Origin of the sequence: Vreelandella aquamarina (assembly GCF_020075495.1) — a bacterium.
Classification (GTDB): domain Bacteria; phylum Pseudomonadota; class Gammaproteobacteria; order Pseudomonadales; family Halomonadaceae; genus Vreelandella; species Vreelandella aquamarina_A.
Genome location: NZ_JABYQT010000004.1, coordinates 83,912 through 101,641 on the forward strand (window position 1 = coordinate 83,912; position 17,730 = coordinate 101,641).

Annotated in this window: 15 protein-coding genes; 10 read left to right on the top strand and 5 right to left on the bottom strand. The window is 60.8% G+C overall.

Annotated features, from left to right (window positions below; translation table 11 throughout):
- Positions 1-8: 8 nt before the first annotated feature.
- From HW452_RS07960 to nhaD, 4 genes are all read left to right on the top strand, one after another.
- Positions 9-1,127: an FAD:protein FMN transferase gene (locus tag HW452_RS07960; protein ID WP_224105573.1), complete on the top strand. Its 1,119-nt coding sequence runs from the start codon at positions 9-11 to the stop codon at positions 1,125-1,127.
- Complete coding sequence (gene glmU, locus HW452_RS07965) at positions 1,120-2,490, top strand: bifunctional UDP-N-acetylglucosamine diphosphorylase/glucosamine-1-phosphate N-acetyltransferase GlmU (RefSeq protein ID WP_224105574.1); 1,371 nt, start codon at positions 1,120-1,122, stop codon at positions 2,488-2,490. The genes HW452_RS07960 and glmU overlap by 8 nt, the downstream gene beginning before the upstream one ends.
- Before the next feature lie 47 nt (positions 2,491-2,537).
- Entirely contained in the window at positions 2,538-4,367 is a 1,830-nt protein-coding gene (glmS, locus tag HW452_RS07970; protein ID WP_224105575.1) for a glutamine--fructose-6-phosphate transaminase (isomerizing), read from the top strand.
- Positions 4,368-4,521: 154 nt separating this feature from the next.
- Positions 4,522-5,988 (top strand): sodium:proton antiporter NhaD, encoded by a 1,467-nt coding sequence (nhaD, locus tag HW452_RS07975; RefSeq protein ID WP_224105576.1) that lies wholly within the window; start codon positions 4,522-4,524, stop codon positions 5,986-5,988.
- 129 nt (positions 5,989-6,117) lie between these two features.
- On the opposite strand, the gene HW452_RS07980 is transcribed toward nhaD, so the two are convergent.
- The 3 genes from HW452_RS07980 to HW452_RS07990 all read right to left on the bottom strand — a co-directional run bounded on the left by HW452_RS07980 (position 6,118) and on the right by HW452_RS07990 (position 8,892).
- Positions 6,118-6,720, bottom strand: coding sequence for a CBS domain-containing protein (locus tag HW452_RS07980; RefSeq protein ID WP_224105577.1), 603 nt, complete (start codon positions 6,718-6,720; stop codon positions 6,118-6,120).
- A gap of 124 nt (positions 6,721-6,844) precedes the next feature.
- Complete coding sequence (locus HW452_RS07985) at positions 6,845-8,215, bottom strand: ATP-binding protein (RefSeq protein WP_224105578.1); 1,371 nt, start codon at positions 8,213-8,215, stop codon at positions 6,845-6,847.
- Positions 8,212-8,892 (bottom strand): response regulator, encoded by a 681-nt coding sequence (locus HW452_RS07990; protein WP_224105579.1) that lies wholly within the window; start codon positions 8,890-8,892, stop codon positions 8,212-8,214. The genes HW452_RS07985 and HW452_RS07990 overlap by 4 nt, the downstream gene beginning before the upstream one ends.
- Positions 8,893-9,004: 112 nt before the next feature.
- Between HW452_RS07990 and HW452_RS07995 the strand changes: the two genes are divergently transcribed.
- Entirely contained in the window at positions 9,005-9,898 is an 894-nt protein-coding gene (locus HW452_RS07995; RefSeq protein ID WP_224105580.1) for a GNAT family N-acetyltransferase, read from the top strand.
- 64 nt (positions 9,899-9,962) lie between these two features.
- On the opposite strand, the gene HW452_RS08000 is transcribed toward HW452_RS07995, so the two are convergent.
- Positions 9,963-10,112, bottom strand: a complete 150-nt coding sequence (locus HW452_RS08000; RefSeq protein WP_224105581.1) for a hypothetical protein — start codon at positions 10,110-10,112, stop codon at positions 9,963-9,965.
- A gap of 166 nt (positions 10,113-10,278) precedes the next feature.
- On the opposite strand from HW452_RS08000, the gene HW452_RS08005 reads away from it, so the two are divergent.
- Positions 10,279-10,749, top strand: a complete 471-nt coding sequence (locus tag HW452_RS08005; protein WP_224105582.1) for a c-type cytochrome — start codon at positions 10,279-10,281, stop codon at positions 10,747-10,749.
- Positions 10,750-10,850: 101 nt separating this feature from the next.
- On the opposite strand, the gene rep is transcribed toward HW452_RS08005, so the two are convergent.
- Positions 10,851-12,905, bottom strand: a complete 2,055-nt coding sequence (gene rep, locus HW452_RS08010; protein ID WP_224105583.1) for a DNA helicase Rep — start codon at positions 12,903-12,905, stop codon at positions 10,851-10,853.
- Between the two features lie 323 nt (positions 12,906-13,228).
- Between rep and HW452_RS08015 the strand changes: the two genes are divergently transcribed.
- From HW452_RS08015 to HW452_RS08030, 4 genes are all read left to right on the top strand, one after another.
- Positions 13,229-13,960, top strand: a complete 732-nt coding sequence (locus HW452_RS08015) for a gluconate 2-dehydrogenase subunit 3 family protein (protein ID WP_224105584.1) — start codon at positions 13,229-13,231, stop codon at positions 13,958-13,960.
- Between the two features lie 90 nt (positions 13,961-14,050).
- On the top strand, positions 14,051-15,826 hold the full coding sequence (locus HW452_RS08020) for a GMC family oxidoreductase (RefSeq protein WP_224105585.1): 1,776 nt from the start codon (positions 14,051-14,053) through the stop codon (positions 15,824-15,826).
- A 3-nt stretch (positions 15,827-15,829) separates the two neighbouring features.
- Positions 15,830-17,158 carry a c-type cytochrome gene (locus HW452_RS08025; RefSeq protein ID WP_224105586.1) on the top strand — a complete coding sequence of 443 codons (1,329 nt, stop codon included), beginning with the start codon at positions 15,830-15,832 and terminating at the stop codon, positions 17,156-17,158.
- A 98-nt stretch (positions 17,159-17,256) separates the two neighbouring features.
- The gene (locus HW452_RS08030; RefSeq protein ID WP_224105587.1) at positions 17,257-17,727 is read left to right on the top strand and encodes a tRNA (cytidine(34)-2'-O)-methyltransferase; all 471 of its coding nucleotides are present in this window, start codon (positions 17,257-17,259) and stop codon (positions 17,725-17,727) included.
- Positions 17,728-17,730 lie beyond the last annotated feature (3 nt).

The following is a 17,730-nucleotide window of genomic DNA, read 5'->3' on the forward strand; positions in this document are numbered from 1 at the left end:
TCTCATCAATGCCTGGGTCGACGCGGTTGATCAAACATGCGGCTTTTGCCGCTGCCCTTGTACTCCTGGCCGGCTGTTCGGAAAAGGACCGCCCGCTTGAGTCTCCGGTACGCCTGGAGGGAGGGATCTTTGGCACCTTCTACCAGGTCTCGATCAACGCTCCTTTGACCCAGGAGCAGGCCGATCAGCTGGAAAGCGGGTTCATGGCCGAGCTTGAAAGCGTCGATGCCGCCATGTCCACCTACCGCGACGACTCTGAACTCAGCGTCTTCAACCAGGCACCGCTTGACCAGTGGCAGCCCTTGTCCAACGAGCTGATCGAAGTACTGGCCATCAGCCGTTCGATAGCCGAAGAGAGCAACGGCGCCTTTGACGTGACCGTGGGTGATCTGGTCAACCTGTGGAGCTTTGGCCCCGAGGCGCGCCCCAAGGAGATCCCCTCCGAGGCGCTGCTTGATGAGCGCCTGGCCCAGGTCGGCTTCGACGCGGTGGAAGTGGATACCCAGGCCATGCAGGCGCGCCGCGACCGCGATGTTTACGTGGACCTTTCCGGCGTTGCCAAGGGGCATGCCACCGACCGTGTCGCGGCCTATCTGGACAAGGAAGGAATCGAGAATTACCTGATCAACCTGGGTGGAGACATGCTGGCGCGCGGCTATCGCGACGATCAGCAGACGCCCTGGCGTGTCGGGATCGAAACCCCGCAGTCAGGTGCGCCCCAGGCACAGCATGTCGTGCCGCTTCACGATATATCGGTAGCCACGTCGGGTGACTATCGCAACTACTTCGAGGCTGACGGCCAGCGTTTCTCGCATACCATCGACCCGCGTACCGGCCGCCCGGTCACCCACAAGCTGGCCTCGGTATCGGTATTTCACCCCTCCAACGCCTGGGCCGATGCCTGGGCAACGGCACTGCTGGTGGTGGGGGAGGAGGCCGGCATGAGCATGGCCGTCGATCACGATCTGAGTACCTTGATGCTGCTGCGTGACGGCGACCATTGGCAGAGTGTCGCAAGCCCTGCCTTTGTGGATTATTTTGGCAAAGACCTGGTCGATGAACTGGGCATCGAGCCGTGGGTAGACCCTAACGCGCGCGCAACACAAGAAGGTAATCAGGATGCATAACGAATTGGATGTCGTGGTTCTCGCGGCGGGCAAGGGCACGCGGATGCGTTCGCAGACGCCCAAGGTACTTCACACCCTGGCAGGAAAGCCCATGGTAAGCCACGTGCTGGCAACCGCAGCAGGCCTTCAGCCGACGCGTACCCACGTGGTGATCGGCCATGGCGCCGAGCAGCTGCGCGAGGCGCTGGCCAACGATGACGTGACGTTTGCCGTACAGGCCGAACAGAAAGGCACGGGCCACGCGGTGGCCCAGGCGCTCGAGCAATTGGGCGGCGGCAAGGTGCTGGTGCTCTACGGTGACGTGCCGCTGATTCAGCGTGAAACGTTAAGCGCGCTGCTGGCTCATGTCGACGAGCAGCATATGGGACTCTTGACCGTTACCCTGGATGACCCGACGGGCTACGGGCGCATCGTGCGCAACGACGAAGGCAGCGCGGTGGCCATCGTCGAGCAGAAGGATGCCACGGCGGCGGAGCTTGCGATCACCGAGTGCAATACCGGCATCATGGCGATGACCAGTACCCAGCTTGCGCGCTGGCTGCCACGGCTCTCCGCCGACAATGCCCAGGGCGAGTACTACCTGACCGATGTCATCGAGATGGCCACCAATGACGGTATCAAGGTGTGTACCGAGCAGCCTGCCAGTGCCGCTGAGGTGGAAGGCGTCAACAACCGCGCTCAGATGGCGCGCCTGGAGCGCGCCTACCAGAGCCAGGTGGCCAGCCAGCTGATGGAGCAGGGAGTGGCACTTGCAGACCCGGCACGTCTTGACGTTCGCGGCAGCCTGACCTGCGGGAACGACGTGTTCATCGACGTGGGCTGCATCTTCGAAGGCACGGTCGAACTCGGCGAAGGGGTACGCGTGGGGCCCTACTGCGTGATCAAGAACAGCAGGATTGGTGCCGGCAGCCAGGTAGAAAGCCATAGTGTGATCGACAGTACGGTCGCCGCCGGGCACAACCAGATCGGCCCTTATGCACGGCTTCGCCCCGGTACGCGCCTGGCGGCCAGCGCCAAGGTGGGCAACTTCGTGGAAACCAAGAATGCCGACGTGGGCGAAGGCAGCAAGATCAACCACTTGAGCTATGTGGGTGATGCGCGCCTGGGGCGCGATGTGAACGTGGGGGCCGGTACCATTACCTGCAATTACGATGGCGCCAACAAGCACCATACCGAGATAGGCGATAATGCCTTCATTGGCTCCAACAGCGCGCTGGTGGCCCCGGTCACCGTCGGCAAGGGCGCGACCGTTGGCGCCGGCTCGACGATTGCCAAGGATGTCAGCGAACACGCCCTGGCCGTCACGCGGCCAAGGCAGCTGGAAAAGGCCGACTGGCCGCGGCCTGTGAAATCTTCCAGGTAAGGTATCGATCCCCTAACCGTTTTTTTAATCGTCTCGGAGAACCGCTTATGTGTGGCATCGTCGCCGCTGTTGCGCAGCGTAACGTGCAGGAAATACTGTTGGAAGGGCTCAAGCGCCTGGAGTACCGCGGTTACGACTCAGCCGGCATGACGGTGCTGAACCACGAGCACCAACTCACCCGCCACCGGGCGCTGGGCAAGGTGGCGGCACTTGAAGACGAGCTGGTCAATGCGGCTCTGCCCGGGTTTTCAGGGATCGCCCACACTCGCTGGGCGACCCACGGTAAGCCCTCGACAGCCAACGCCCATCCGCACCATAGCGGCCAGCAGGTGGCCGTGGTACACAACGGCATCATCGAGAACTACGAATACATCAAGGAGACCCTCGAGGCCAGCGGCTACGCCTTCAGCTCGGAAACCGATACCGAAGTGATCGCTCACTTGCTGTCTGACAAGCTGCAGAGCGGGTTCAGCCTGTTCGATGCGACTCAGGAAATCGTCAACGGCCTGGGCGGCGCTTACGCCCTGGGCGTGATGAGCACTAGAGAGCCGGGCGTGGTGGTCGGCGCACGCCAGGGAAGCCCCCTGGTGGTGGGCGTGGGGATGGGTGAGGCGTTTCTGGCCTCCGACCCGCTGGCGCTTTTGCAGGTGACCGACCGCTTTATCTACCTCGAAGAGGGCGACCTGGTGGAGCTTGGCGCAAACGGCGCGATCCGCATCGTGGATCGTCGCGGCCAGACGGTGACCCGGCCGGTGCAGGTTTTCGAGCACGGTGATGGTGCGGCGAGCAAGGGCGAGTACCGCCACTACATGCTCAAGGAGATCTTCGAACAGCCGCGCGTCATACAGGCCGCGCTCGAAGGCCGCCTGAGCGGCAACAGCGTACTGATCGAGAGCTTCGGCCCCGATGCCCAGGCGCTGTTCCAGAAGACCCGACAGGTGCACATCATTGCCTGCGGTACCAGCTATCATGCTGCCCTGGTGGCGCGCTACTGGCTCGAGCGCTACGCCGGTGTGCCGGTTCAGGTAGAAGTGGCTTCCGAGTACCGTTACCGCCATCCGGTAGTGCCCGAAGGCAGTCTGTTCGTGACGCTCTCCCAGTCCGGGGAGACCGCCGATACGCTGGCCGCGCTGCGCTTTGCCAAGACATTGGGCTATGTAGGGACGCTGGCGATCTGCAACGTGCCGGGAAGCTCCCTGGTGCGTGAATCCGACACGACGCTGATGACCCGCGCCGGCCCGGAGATCGGCGTGGCCTCGACCAAGGCGTTCACAACCCAGCTGGTCGCACTCATGCTGCTGACGCTCTCGATCAGCAAGGCCAGGCATCAGCAGGAGCATGCCGGGATCGTGGAAGCGCTGCAGACACTCGCCAAGGTCTGCGAGCAGGTACTGGTGCTGGACGGCCAGATCGAGCAGCTCTCCCAGGCGTTTGCCGAAAAGCATCATGCGCTGTTTCTGGGACGTGGCGCCCACTACCCGATTGCGCTGGAAGGCGCACTCAAGCTCAAGGAAATCTCCTATATCCATGCCGAAGCCTACCCGGCCGGCGAACTCAAGCACGGCCCGCTGGCGCTGGTGGACAGCGAGATGCCGGTGATTTCCGTCGCGCCCAACGACGACCTGCTGGAGAAGCTCAAGTCCAACCTGCAGGAAGTGCGCGCCCGGGGCGGCCAGCTGTTCGTGTTTGCCGACGAGAACGTGGGCATTCGCTCTCAGGACAATATCCAGGTGATCGAGCTGCCCCACGTGCACGAGGCGTTGGCGCCGCTCGTGTATACGCTGCCGCTGCAGCTTTTGAGCTATCACGTGGCGGTTCTGAAAGGCACCGACGTCGACCAGCCGCGCAATCTGGCCAAGAGCGTGACCGTAGAATAATTCCCGCAAGAAAAGTTAGAACCCCCTTCTAAAAACCGCTTTACATGGTGCGGCATTAAGCCGCACCATATGCGCGGTCGCTGCGTTGCAGCAGTTAGTTAGTGTGCTTATCATCGTGGCGCCATCTCTCCCAACCTGCCAGGATCACGCTGTCATGAAACCACCAAACGTCCTCGCTACTCGGCTCTCAGCTCGCCGGGTCGCTTGGTTGTTGATTGCTCTTTGCGCTGTTGCCTTTCCCTCCTTCTCCTATGCCGCTGCTGGCCCGCTTGATCTGACCGTATCGATTGCCGGTATTACCTGTGTCTTCATCTTCGTTCTGGCCTACGCCCTGGTCATGTCCGAAGAACTTATCCACATGCGTAAATCAAAGCCCGTACTGGTCGCAGCTGGCCTTATCTGGGGCATCGTGGCGTGGGTATACGTGCAGGCGGGGATACCCGAAGAGGCGGAAGCCGCCTTTCGTGAAACGCTGCTCGAGTACACCGAGCTTCTGCTGTTCCTGCTGGTGGCGATGACCTATATCAACGCCATGGAAGAGCGGCGCATCTTTGACGCGCTGCGTGCCTGGCTGGTGCGCAAGGGGTTCAGCTACAGAAGCCTGTTCTGGATCACCGGCTTTCTTGCCTTTGGCATCTCGGCCATTGCCAACAACATGACCACGGCCATGCTGATGTGCGCCGTGGTGCTCAAGGTGGCGGAAAACGACAAGAAGTTCATCGGCCTGTGCTGCGTCAACGTGGTGGTGGCCTCCAACGCCGGCGGTGCGTTCAGCCCGTTTGGCGACATCACCACGCTGATGGTCTGGCAAGGCGGGCAGGTGCCCTTTGAGGGTTTCTTCGTACTGCTGCTGCCTGCCATCGTCAACTTCATGGTGCCGGCAATCATCATGAACTTCTTCATCATCAACCGTCAGCCGGCGGCGTTGACCGAGAACGTCTGGATGAAGCGCGGCGCGCGACGCATCATCGTCCTGTTTCTGATTACCGTGGCCATTTCGGTGCTCTGCCACTCGGTACTCTATCTGCCGCCCGCCATGGGCATGATGTTCGGCCTGGGGCTTCTGCAGTTCTTCGGCTACTACCTGCGCCGAAGCCTTCCGCGCTCGCTGGAGCGCAAGCGCGAGCGCTACTCACGCCGGGGCGACTGGAAGAAACTCGAGCAACTGGGCAGCGTCGTGCCCTTCGATATCTTCAGTCGTATCGCGCGCTCGGAGTGGGATACCCTGCTGTTCTTTTACGGGGTAGTGCTGTGCGTGGGAGGGCTTGGCTTCATGGGCTACCTGAGCCTGTTGTCCGAAACGCTCTATGGCAGCTGGAACCCGATCTGGGCCAACGTGGTACTGGGGCTTATCTCTGCAGTGGTGGATAACATTCCGGTAATGTTCGCCGTGCTCTCCATGGCGCCGGACATGTCCGAGGGCAACTGGCTGCTGATTACTCTGACCGCCGGCGTGGGCGGCAGCCTGCTCTCCATGGGGTCGGCGGCGGGTGTGGCGCTGATGGGGCAAGCGCGCGGCATCTACACCTTCATGCTGCATCTGCGCTGGGTACCCGCCATCTTGCTGGGCTATGCCGCCAGTATCGCCACGCATCTGTTCATCAACGCTTCGTTGTTCTGAGTGGCGCTGACAGATTGAAAACGCCCCTTGCCGGTGACGGCAAGGGGCGTTTTGTCATGAGGGCACGGTGGCCGGAAAAGCAGTAAAACCTCGGAGCATCCAGCGCTTGACCGGCGCTGTACCGGCTGCCTACAGGTCGTGACCGGTAATGACCTGGCAGATATCGGCAAAGCTGCGCGCCATGGGCACAACCGTATTCACTTCCTTGCCTACCGCATTCTGAATGTCCGTTGCCGACACCAGCCCGCGAATGGTCAATTCACGCTGCGCGTTGCGCTCGGTAACCAGCAGGTGCTGCTCGGTCACGTCTTCCATGACCAGTACCAAATCCTCGATGGTCAGCGCCGAAAGCTGTTCGATGGGCATGGCGCTGAGCTTGTTCCAGGAGGTCATGACCATCTCTGCCGTGATCTCGTCGCGGTCCAGGTTGCGCTGCTGCATGGCCAGGTTGATACGCCGGGTGCCGATCAGCTCTTTCGAGGTCAGAATGCCCAGGCAGTGTTCCTGCTTGTCGGTGACGAACAGCAGACGGACGCCGCTGTGGCGCATCTTGAGGTGCGCGTCGTCGATCGGCGTATCGGCGGCGACCGACTGGGGCTTCAGGTTACGAAAGTCGGTCAGTACGTCGAGCGCAGAACTCTCCATGGTCAGGCGCTTGGCCTCGGGAGACGTCAAACGCGGCGCGGTGCTGAACTGGATCAGTGATTTGGGAGAAAAAGCCACTTGGTTCATCAGGGTACCTCCTGTTATGGATGGCCAACTGCTGACTGCCAGCCGGCCTGATACCTTCAGAATTGCAGCGAATTCTTACCACAACCTTAAGACACGAAACCCGTTACAGGAATTGTTGTAAAAACTAGTCTGGGGATAATCGCCGTTCAAGGGTTATCTGGACGCGCAGACCGCCGCCAGGCGCGTCATCGAACGCCAGTGTGCCGCCCTGCTGGGTGACGACTCGCTCGACGATGGACAGCCCGAGCCCTGACCCGGCGCCCGGGCCTGCCCGGTGAAAACGCGCGGTTACCGCCTTTCGCGCCGCCGGCGGAATGCCCGGGCCCTGATCATCGACGGTCAGCACGATATGGTCGACGCCTGCCTCGAGATGCACATGAACGCTGCCGTTGGGCGGCGAGTGCTGAATGGCGTTGCCCACCAGATTCTGAATCAGGGTGCCCAGTGCGCCGGGAACTTCGTTCAACGCCCAGGGGCCTGACTCCTCGGCTTCCAGCTGCAGGTTCTGCTGCTGCTGCTGAGCCAGCGGCAACAGCTTGGCGAGCGCGTCGCGTACTTCAAACAGCGCATCCACCGCCCGTCGCGGCGGGCTCGCCTCGTCAGGGTCGAGCCGGGCCAGGGTCAGCAGCTGGCTGACCAGGTGCGTGGCCCGCGTAACGCCCTGACGCAGATAGACCAGTGACTCTTCGCGGTCCTGGGCAGTGCTGGCCGCCAGCGCGTTCTGGGCGTGGAGGTCGAGTACGGCAAGCGGGGTACGCAGTTCGTGGGCGGCATCGGCGATAAAGCGCTTTTCACGCCCGCGCAAGCGCTGGATGCGCATCAAGAGACGATTGAGTGCACCGGAAATGGTCGCAAGCTCGTAGGGCAGCGGCGAGAGTTCGAGCGGCTGCAGGTTATGCGGGTCGCGGCTGCGAATCTGCTCGGCCATGCGCGACAGCGGCGCAAGCCCCCAGCCGATGCTCCACCACAGCAAGGACGCCAGGATAATCAGGCCGATAAACTCCGGCAGCAGGGTACGCAGCGCCACGCGCTTGATCAGTTGCAGGCGCACATCGTCGCGCTCGGCCACGATCACTCGGCGCTCGCCCTGGGCCAGCGGCAGCGTATAGGTCTGCCAGGTCTGGGAGGCGTGCTGCTGGCGGGCATAGCCGGCCGCCGGCGCCTGCGTGGAGGTCACCAGCGACGCCAGCGGTGCATCCGCCGAGCGCAGCAGCAGCTTATCGCCTTGCCACAGCTGAAAGACCAGCGCATCGGGGGTGCGAAGCTCGGTCTGCAGGGTATTTTCCACGCTTCTCAACAGCGCCTGCTGGTAGGCGGGCGGAATGGGGGCCTGCAGCAGTTCGCCCAGCAGATGGGCGTGGCGGGCCAGGCTTTCGTCGTGCAGTCGCTGGATTTCATGGGTGGTATAGCGATAGCTGATCACGCTGATCACCATGATGCTGAGCAGAAACAGCAGCAGGGTAAGGCCCAGCGTCCGCCGGCGAATGGAGTTCACCGTGCGTGCTCCGGTGGCGTCTTGTCCATCACGTAGCCGATACCGCGCAGCGTGCGGATCACCTCGGGAAACAGCTTGCGGCGCAGATGATGGATATGTACCTCGATGGCGTTGCTCTCCACGTCCTCGTCCCAGCCGTAGATCAGGCTGGTCAGCGTATCACGGGTAAATACCCGCCCCGGGTGGCCCATGAACTCCTGAAGCAGGGTAAATTCGCGCCGCGAGAGCGTGACGGTCTTGTCCTGATAGCGCACGCTCAGGGTCAGCGGGTCGAGGCGAATGCCGCGGCACTCCAGGTGATTGTCCAACTGCCCCTGGCTTCGCCGCAGCAGCGCCCGCAGGCGAGCCTTCAGCTCTTCGACCTCGAACGGTTTGACCAGGTAGTCATCGGCGCCGGCATCGAGCCCCGCGATTCGGTCGTTGATGCCATCCCGGGCGGTGAGCACCAGAATGGGAATCTGGCTGCCCTGGCGCCGCACGGCCTTGATGATCTGCAGACCATCCAGGCCCGGCAGGCCGAGATCCAGAATCACCGCATCAAAGGGCTCGGACTCCTTGAGGGCCTGCAGGGCGCTGTTGCCGTTGTCCAGGTGGTCGACCGTATAGTGCTCCGGCTTGAGCGCCAGGCGTATGCCCGAAGACAAGCTGGCGTCATCTTCAACCAGCAGTATGCGCATGGTATCGGTTACTCCTGTAACGGGCCCGGTAAGAAGTAACAAAAGGTAGCATCGTTAAGGGGAGTCAGTCAGGATTAACGTCAACGAAAGCAACGCAATGGCGTCCTTTTTCATGGCTGAACTGCCCACCTGCGGCGCCTCGGTGCGCCTGTGTCCTTCAACGCTTCGCCGTGAGGCGCTGCTGCATCTGGCCGCCGTGCACGAGCCCGCCCTGCAATCAGCACTGCACGAGGCCCTTCAGCAGGCAAGGCAGGCCGCCTGGCGCGGGCTCTGGATCGCTGAACATCAGGGGCGCATTACCGGTGCACTCTGGGTGCAGCCGCTTGACCATGCCACAGCGCAGCTATGGCTTCCCCTGAAGCAGAGTCCGGCAAGCCTGGCTCTGCTTCAGACGGCACGCACTTTTGTGGCAGAAAACAGCCTGACGCTTTGCCACGTGGTACTGCCGCCCAGCCACTACGCCTGGGAGACTGCACTGCTCGACCTTGGCATGATTCGCCTGGCGGCGCTGCGTCACATGGCCGTCAAGCTGGGTGGCCAAGCAGACACCTGTCAGCCTGCGGTATCAATTCGGCTGGAGCCTTTTGAAGCGCTGAATGCATCGGCACAACACGCGTTGCTTGATCTGATCAGCCAGGGCTCGCTGGACAGCCCCGCTCTGTATGATGCGCTGGGGGCAGAAGCGCTGCTGGCCGGTTTTCATCAACGGGCACCCGCGGCGCCGCGCCACTGGTATAGCGTCAATGTAGGCATCGAGCGGGTGGGCGTGCTGTTGCTGGCACCAGGGGCGGAGTGGGAGCTTTTATTGATGGGCGTGGCGCCCCGCTGGCGGGGCCGGGGGATTGGCCGGGCGGTGCTGATTGCCGCGTTGCGCATGGCTTGTGAGGCGGGCGCGCCGGAACTGCTGCTCACCGTAGATGCCAATAATGCGCCTGCCCGGCATCTTTACGCACAGGCAGGGTTCGATTGTCATGCCGAACAGCGCCTGCTGGCGTGGCGAAACTAGGCCCTGGCGCGCCGGCGGGCGATGTTAGCCAATCTTTGCATTTATCTTCTATACTGGAGCCGTATCACTCAGGAATGCTTCTTTTAATCATGGAGGAAAAGAAATGAAAATCTTGCTGTGGGTTATTATCTTTATCTTTGCCGTTGGCCTTCTGACCCTCACCGGTGTCTTCAAGCTGATCTTCTGATCGCTCTTCTCGTACTGCCCTTTCCATACGGCTCTTTCGGTCACTTCTCTACTCGTTCGACGATAGGTGAGCTTCACCTATCGATCATCTGGTTGTCTTGCGTCAAAAAAATGCGTCCTGCTGCCCGCTGAAAAGCGGGTAGTATCTGCACGTAAGCCGTGGTTAATTCCTGGCGCGGCCAGAAGGGGGTCAAGTGAATTTCAAGCGTGTATTGGGCGGTATGGCGGCGTTGGGACTCTTCGCGACGATGGCGCAGGCGGACGGCGACGCCGAGCACGATGCGCTCGCCGAGCGTCTCGCGCCGGTGGGTACACTCTGTTTCGAAGGGCAGACATGCCAGCGCAGCGTAGCCCAGCAGGCGGCTTCCGAGACGCGTGATGAACCAGACGACGCGCCTGAACAAGGCGAGCAAGCCACCGGGTTGGATGGTGAGGCACTGTACGCCAGGGCCAGCTGCGGTGCCTGCCACCAGGCAGGTATAGCGGGCGCCCCGGCCACCGGCGATCACGACGCCTGGGCGGCGCGGCTTGCCAAGGGCACCGACGCGCTCTACACCAGTGCCATCAAGGGGCTAGGCGCCATGCCACCCAAGGGTGGTCGATTCAACTTCAGCGATGATGAAATAAGGGCAGCGGTCGACTACATGATCAGCGAGGTCGAATGATCTATCCACAGGCGCTTTTGGCATCCGCCTGTGGATAGGTTCGTTGCGTGAGAGCGCTGTTGCCGAAGGTAGCGATATCCTATGGCTGGCTGCGCTAAGTGCTAGCCCAATAGCGAGCGCAGCCCGGCAATCGCGTCCTTGCCTCTGGCCTGTTTCTTGTCCGGGTCTTCCTTGTCGGCACGGCCCTCCCACTCGAGATCCTCCGCCGGCAGCTCGTCGAGAAAACGGCTCGGCTGGCAATCCATCAACTCACCATACGCCTTGCGCTGGCGGGCAAGCGTCAGGGTCAGCGTGCGCCGCGCACGGGTGATGCCCACGTAAGCCAGCCGGCGCTCCTCTTCCACGGTGCCCACTTCGATGGCGTTTCTATGAGGCAGCAGGTCTTCTTCCAGCCCCATCAGGTAGACGTGAGGAAACTCGAGGCCCTTTGACGCGTGCATGGTGAGAAGTTGCACCTTGTCCGAATCGTCCTCTTCGGCCTGCTGCTCGAGAATATCGCGCAGCACCAGGCGCGAAATCGCCGCCTCGACGCCGTCGGTTTCCGTGGCGGTGGAGTCGTCGTCCTCTTCCGGGTCGCGGTCGAGCGACTTCTCGAGCTGGTCGATCAGTATCCACACGTTGGCCATGCGTCGCTCGGCGATGGTGGGGGCGCTGGCGTTCTGGTAGAGCCACGCCTCGTAGTCCATGTCGCGCAGCATGTCGCGGATGGCGGCAATCGCGTCGCCCTGATCCATGCGTTGTCGCACGCCGTCGATGAAGTGGGTGAAGCGTGAAAGCCGCTCCACGGCACGGGTCGGCAGCACCTGCTCGAGGCCCAGTTCGTGGCAGGCGGCGAACAGCGAGATCGAGCGCTCGGTGGCGTAGTTGGCGAGCTTTTCGACCGTGCCGGGGCCGATTTCGCGGCGCGGCACGTTGACGATACGCAAAAAGGCGTTGTCGTCGGCGGGGTTGATCAGAAGGCGCAGGTAGGCCATGGCGTCCTTGATCTCGTTGCGCGAGAAAAATGACGTGCCGCCGGAGAGCTTGTAGGGAATCTGGTAGTGCTGGAGCTTGAGCTCCAGAAGCCTGGCCTGGAAGTTACCGCGGTAGAGCACCGCAAAATCGCGCCACTCGGCCTTCTCCTTGATGCGCCGGGTGAGCATTTCGCTGGCCACCCGCTCGGACTCCGCCTCTTCGTGGCGGTTGACGATCACGCGGATCGGCGCGCCGTCGCCCATGTCCGACCACAGCGTCTTGTCGTAGACGTGGGGGTTGTTGGCAATCAGGGTGTTGGCGGCGCGCAGGATGGTGCCGGTGGAGCGGTAGTTCTGCTCCAGCTTGATCACTTTCAGGCGCGGGAAATCCTCGCCCAGGGTCACCAGGTTCTCCGGGCGCGCCCCGCGCCAGGCGTAGATCGACTGGTCGTCGTCGCCCACCACGGTGAAGGTCGAGCGCTCGGCCATCAGAAGTTTCACCAGCAGGTACTGGGAGACGTTGGTGTCCTGGTACTCGTCCACCAGCATGTAGTGGATCTTGCGCCGCCAGCGGGCCAGCGCCTCACCGTCGTTTTGCAAAAGCACCACGGGCAAGAGGATCAGATCGTCGAAATCCACCGCGTTGTAGGCTTTCAGGTGGCGGTTATAGGCCTCGTAGACCCGCGCGGCGAACTGCTCGTCTTCGTCTTCGGCAAACGATAGTGCCTGGCCCGGCAACACCAGGTCGTTCTTCCAGGTGGAAATCTTCGCCTGCACCGCATTGATCTGCTCGGCGTCCACCTGGGCATCCTTGTTCATCAGGTCACGCAACAGCGCCTTGGCGTCTTCCGGGTCAAAAAGAGAAAAGCCCGGCTTGTAGCCCAGGGTCTTCAGCTCGCCGCGGATGATGTTGAGCCCCAGGGTGTGAAAGGTCGACACGGTCAGACCATGCCCCTCACGGCCCTTGAGCATCTGCCCCACGCGCTCCTTCATTTCCCGGGCGGCCTTGTTGGTGAAGGTGACCGCGGCGATGCGCCGGGCGCTCATGCCGCACTCCTGCACGAGATACGCGATCTTGGTGGTGATCACGCTGGTCTTGCCAGAGCCTGCACCTGCCAGTACCAGGCAAGGGCCATCAATGTAGCGCACGGCTTCCTGCTGGCGCGGATTGAGGCGCTGGATGCGTTCAAGAATCTTGGACATTGAGGCGACCTGACAGAGAGGGAAGATGCTGGGCGTTCAGCCCGTATCATACAGGCTCGGCCCCCAGCGGGAGAAGCCGCCTGAAGGCGAGCGCCGCTGCACCAGCTTATAAAAAGTTATATTCCATCAACAAAAGCCGTCGAAAATTGAATATAATATTAACAAACTAACTATGTCCGCCTTGATGCTCGCTACAACATTCCCCTCGAAAACCACCTGATCTCACACGCGATGGCAACCCTAGGTAGCTACAGGTGTGCGACAGGTCTGTATGCTCCCTTCTCTGGTAATCGTGCCGTAGGTCTTGGCGTAAGGAGCCCATGATGAAAATGAATCGACGAGAAGCGCTTCGCTCATTAGGCGCGCTAACTGCCTCCGTTACTGTTGCTCCCTATCTAGGGGCTAACGAAGTCAAAGGATTTCCGCAGGGAACCGTACTCGATGAAGAGTTCGTGCCGACCCCTTCGCATACGGGTGGCCTTCAGGTACTCAATAATGATGCGCATCGCCGTACATTGGCTGCGGTTTTTGATCGCTTCATTCCTGCTGATGAGCTGGGCCCCAGTGCCACTCAGGCAGGCTGTATCGAGTTCCTGGACGCACAGCTCGCCGGCCCCTGGGGCGAAGGCGCCACGATGTACCGTGATACGCCGCTTCAGCCTCATGCCGAAGAGCTTACTCAGTTGCCGCAGTTTATCGCCACCCCTCGCGAGCGCTACGAAACCGGCCTCGAGGCGCTGAACAAGTGGGTTAGCGACAACGAAGACGCGGAATTTGCCGACCTTGCCCCTGAGCGTCAGGACGAGATTCTCACAGGCATGGAGCAGGGAGACATTGATCTTGGTCAAGGGGTTCACACCAAGGCGTTTTTCGAAATGATGCTGCTCAGCGTTCGTGAAGGCTATTTCTCTGATCCCATTTATGGCGGTAACCGTGATATGGCGGGCTGGAAGATGATCGGTTTTCCCGGGGCTCGCTACGACTACCGTCTTTATGCGGATCGGACTGGTGAAAAACTCGACCTGATTCCGGTTAGCTTGATCCCTCAGGACTAGTCACGGCAAGCGGCTGCCGAGCTTCCAGATTCGGCAGTGCTCCTGGCAGACAGCAACCTCTATACTTAAAAAATCGGTAGGAACAAGACCATGGCAAGCAAGCGACCCAAAGCCGACGTCGTCATCGTCGGGCTCGGATGGTCAGGGGCTCTAATGGCAGAAGAGCTGACCCGAGCAGGTCTCAACGTCGTCGCGATCGATCGCGGCGCCTGGCAGGACACCTCGACCCATACCCCTCCGGCGGTCAACCCCGATGAGCTGCGCTGGAGCAGTCGCAAGGAGCTACTGTCGCCGCCGAAAGACAATACCATGACCTTTCGTAATCGCCTTGATCAAGTGGCGGTACCGCAGCGCGATTACGGTATCCTGGAGCTGGGCAAAGGCGTGGGGGGAGCCGGCTTTCACTGGGCTGGTATGGCGTGGCGGTTCAACCCGTGGGATTTTGAAGTACGTACCCGCACCATCGAGCGCTACGGTATCGAACGCGCCGAAGATGGCGAGCTGCAGTTGCAGGACTGGGGCGTCACTTACGACGAGCTCGAACCTTTTTACGACCGCTTCGAGCGAATTGCCGGTATTTCAGGCACTGCGGGCAATATCAACGGTGAAATCAAGCCCGGCGGCAATCCCTATGAAGGCCCGCGTACTCGCGAGTATCCAACGCCTGAGTTGAAAACCCTGCGCATGATGGAGATTTTCAACGACGCTACTCGTAAAATGGGACATACCCCTTTCACTATTCCGGCGGCCAACCTCTCCGAGCCTTGGGTCAACCCGTTGGGCGTTGCCATGGGCGCTTGCAGCTACTGCGGCTTCTGTCTGGCCTACGGCTGTGGCAACTACTCCAAGTCATCGCCCCAGGCATGCATTTTTCCTGCTTTGATGCGCCGCCCCAATTTCAGCGTCATCACTGAAGGGTGCGTCATTCGCGTCAACAAGGCTGAAGATGGCCAGACCGTCACCGGTGTCACGTATATCGACAAGGGCGGTCGTGAGGTCGAGCAGCCAGCGGATATCGTCTGTCTGACCGCGTTCATGGTCGACAATACGCGCATCATGCTCAACTCCGAAATCAGCGAACCCTACAACCCCAATACTCAAGAGGGGGTGGTTGGCCGTAACTTCTCGTTCCAGACCATCTCCGGCGCCCACATGTGGTTCGAAGATGAGCAGATCAACCCCTTCGTCGGCGCAGGCGCACTGGGTTCGCAGATCGACGATTATAACGGTGACAACTTTGATCACTCCGATCTGGATTTCATCGGCGGGGCGGGTATCCTGACGCTCTCTCGCGATGGTCTGCCGATTGCGCGGGCAGAAAGTTTGCCGGAAGGTACGCCGCGCTGGGGCAGTGATTTCAAGAAGGCCTACGCCAAGTATTACCAGAACTACGGTATCTTGTTTAACCAGGGCAGCTCGATGCCGACGCGTACCGGCTATCTGGACCTCGACCCGAACTACAAGGACAAGTTCGGCGTACCGCTTTTGCGCTTGACCTACGACTACGCGCAAAACGACCGCAACATGGCGGCCTACACCATGGATCGCGCGGTAGAGATCGCCGAGCAGATGGGCGCTTCACACATCACGCCATTCAATTTCGCCGCGGAGCCTTTTACCACGGCCAAGATCGCTTCTGACCACGTGATTGGCGGCGTGCCCATGGGCGCCGACCCGGCTACATCAGCGGTCAATCCGTGGCTGCAGAGCTGGGACGCCCATAACCTGTTCGTCGTGGGCGCTTCCGCCTTTCCCAATAACGCAGGCTACAACCCCACCGGTACCGTAGGGGCGCTAGCCATTCGTACGGCGCGTGCGATTCATGAGCGTTATGTCCAAAACCCCGGTCCTCTGGTGGAGAGCTAAGCGATGTCGAATAGAAAAAGAACGGCCATCGCCCTTGGGGTTGGCGCGGCGGTTGTGGTGGCGGGAGCGTTCGTCTGGGCATGGCCGACGTTTGATATTTCGCGCTCCGATGTAGCCGATGATGAAACGCGCCTGGCAGACTTTACCAGCCAGGATGAGGACGCCATTGCCCGCGGCGAGTACGTGATGCGCCTGGGAGATTGCATGGCCTGCCATGAGGAGAATTTTGGTGGTGGCTATACGGTTTCCACCCCTTTTGGTGGCATCGTGGCCTCCAATATTTCGCCCGATATCGACAGCGGCATCGGCAATATGACCGAGCGCGACTTCTTCAATGCCCTGCGCCACGGCAGAGGCTCCAAGGGGCTGCTCTACCCGGCCATGCCGTATACGGAATACACCAAGCTTACTGATCGTGACATGCACGACCTGTGGGCGTATATGTCCACGATCGAGCCGGTCGATAATGCTATCGATGAAATCGCCGATCTGGGTTTTCCGTACAATATCCGCTTGGCGATGGCTGGCTGGAACGTTCTCTTCTTTGATAATGAAGGGTTCGATGAACACCCGGATCAGGATGAACAGTGGAATCGTGGCCGCTACATCGTGAATGGGCCAGGCCATTGTGCTACCTGTCATACATCACGTAACTTTCTGGGTGGTCCGAAAGACGGTGAGTATCTGTCGGGCGGCGGGCTGGATATCTGGTTTGCCCCGGATATTACCTCGAACCCGCATACCGGAATCGGCAGCACCAGTACCCAAGAGCTGGTGGAATATCTTAAAACCGGCGCTAACAGCACCAGTTTTGCCACAGGGCCGATGGCCGAGGCGATTGAGCACTCCACCCAGTACTTCACCGATGATGATCTCGAGGCGGTGGCCAGTTACTTGAAAGCCACTGCGCCTTCCAGCAACGTGCGCCACGAACCGATGACCCTGAATAACGAGGGGCCGAAAAGTGGTGCGCTGGCTTATGAAGTGAACTGCTCGGCCTGTCATGGCGTGGCCGGTGAAGGTATGGCCAATATCGTGCCTGCTTTCGAGGGCAACAATGCACTGCTGGCCGATGATCCCACCAACCTTATCCATGTCATGTTGATGGGAGGGCGCGCGGCACATACCCAGGCACGTCCGACCGGTGCCGGTATGCCGTCGTTCGCCTGGAAAATGAACGACGAAGAGATCGCCACCGTGCTGGATCATGTTCGCAACAGCTGGGGAAATGGGGCCGCACCGGTCAGCGTGGAAAGGGTCGCCGAGCTTCGCAGTCAGCTTGCTGCCCGCGACAAGCTGGCAACACCGCAGGATGAAGCGCACACCGATTAGCGTTGCCAGCGCGAGTAGCGTTATCTTCTACGGCTTTTTTCACTACAATCAGTGGCCCTGGGTGAGTACACCCAGGGCAATGACCAGGGTAGAAGGCAATGTTTGAAGTAGCGCTGTTCGAGCCGCGCATGGCGCCCAACACGGGCAACATCATGCGCCTGGTGGCCAACAACGGCTGTCGTTTGCATCTGATCGAGCCGCTGGGGTTCGACCTTGAAGAGAAGAAGCTGCGCCGGGCGGGACTGGATTACCGCGACCTGGCCAACGTGACTCGCCACGCCGACTTTGCCGCCTTTCAACAGGCAATGCAGGGCCGGCGTATCTGGGCGATTACCACCCGAGGCACACGGGCGCACAGCGAAGCGGATTTTGCTGCTGGCGACGTGCTGCTGTTCGGTTCGGAAACCGCCGGACTATCCGCCGAGGTTCACCAGGCACTGCCCGAGAAACAAAAGCTGCGCATTCCCATGCAGCCCAACAATCGCAGCCTCAATCTCTCCAACGCGGTGGCCATCGTGAGCTACGAAGCCTGGCGTCAGCAGAACTACGCTGGCGCGCTTGAGGTCTAAAGC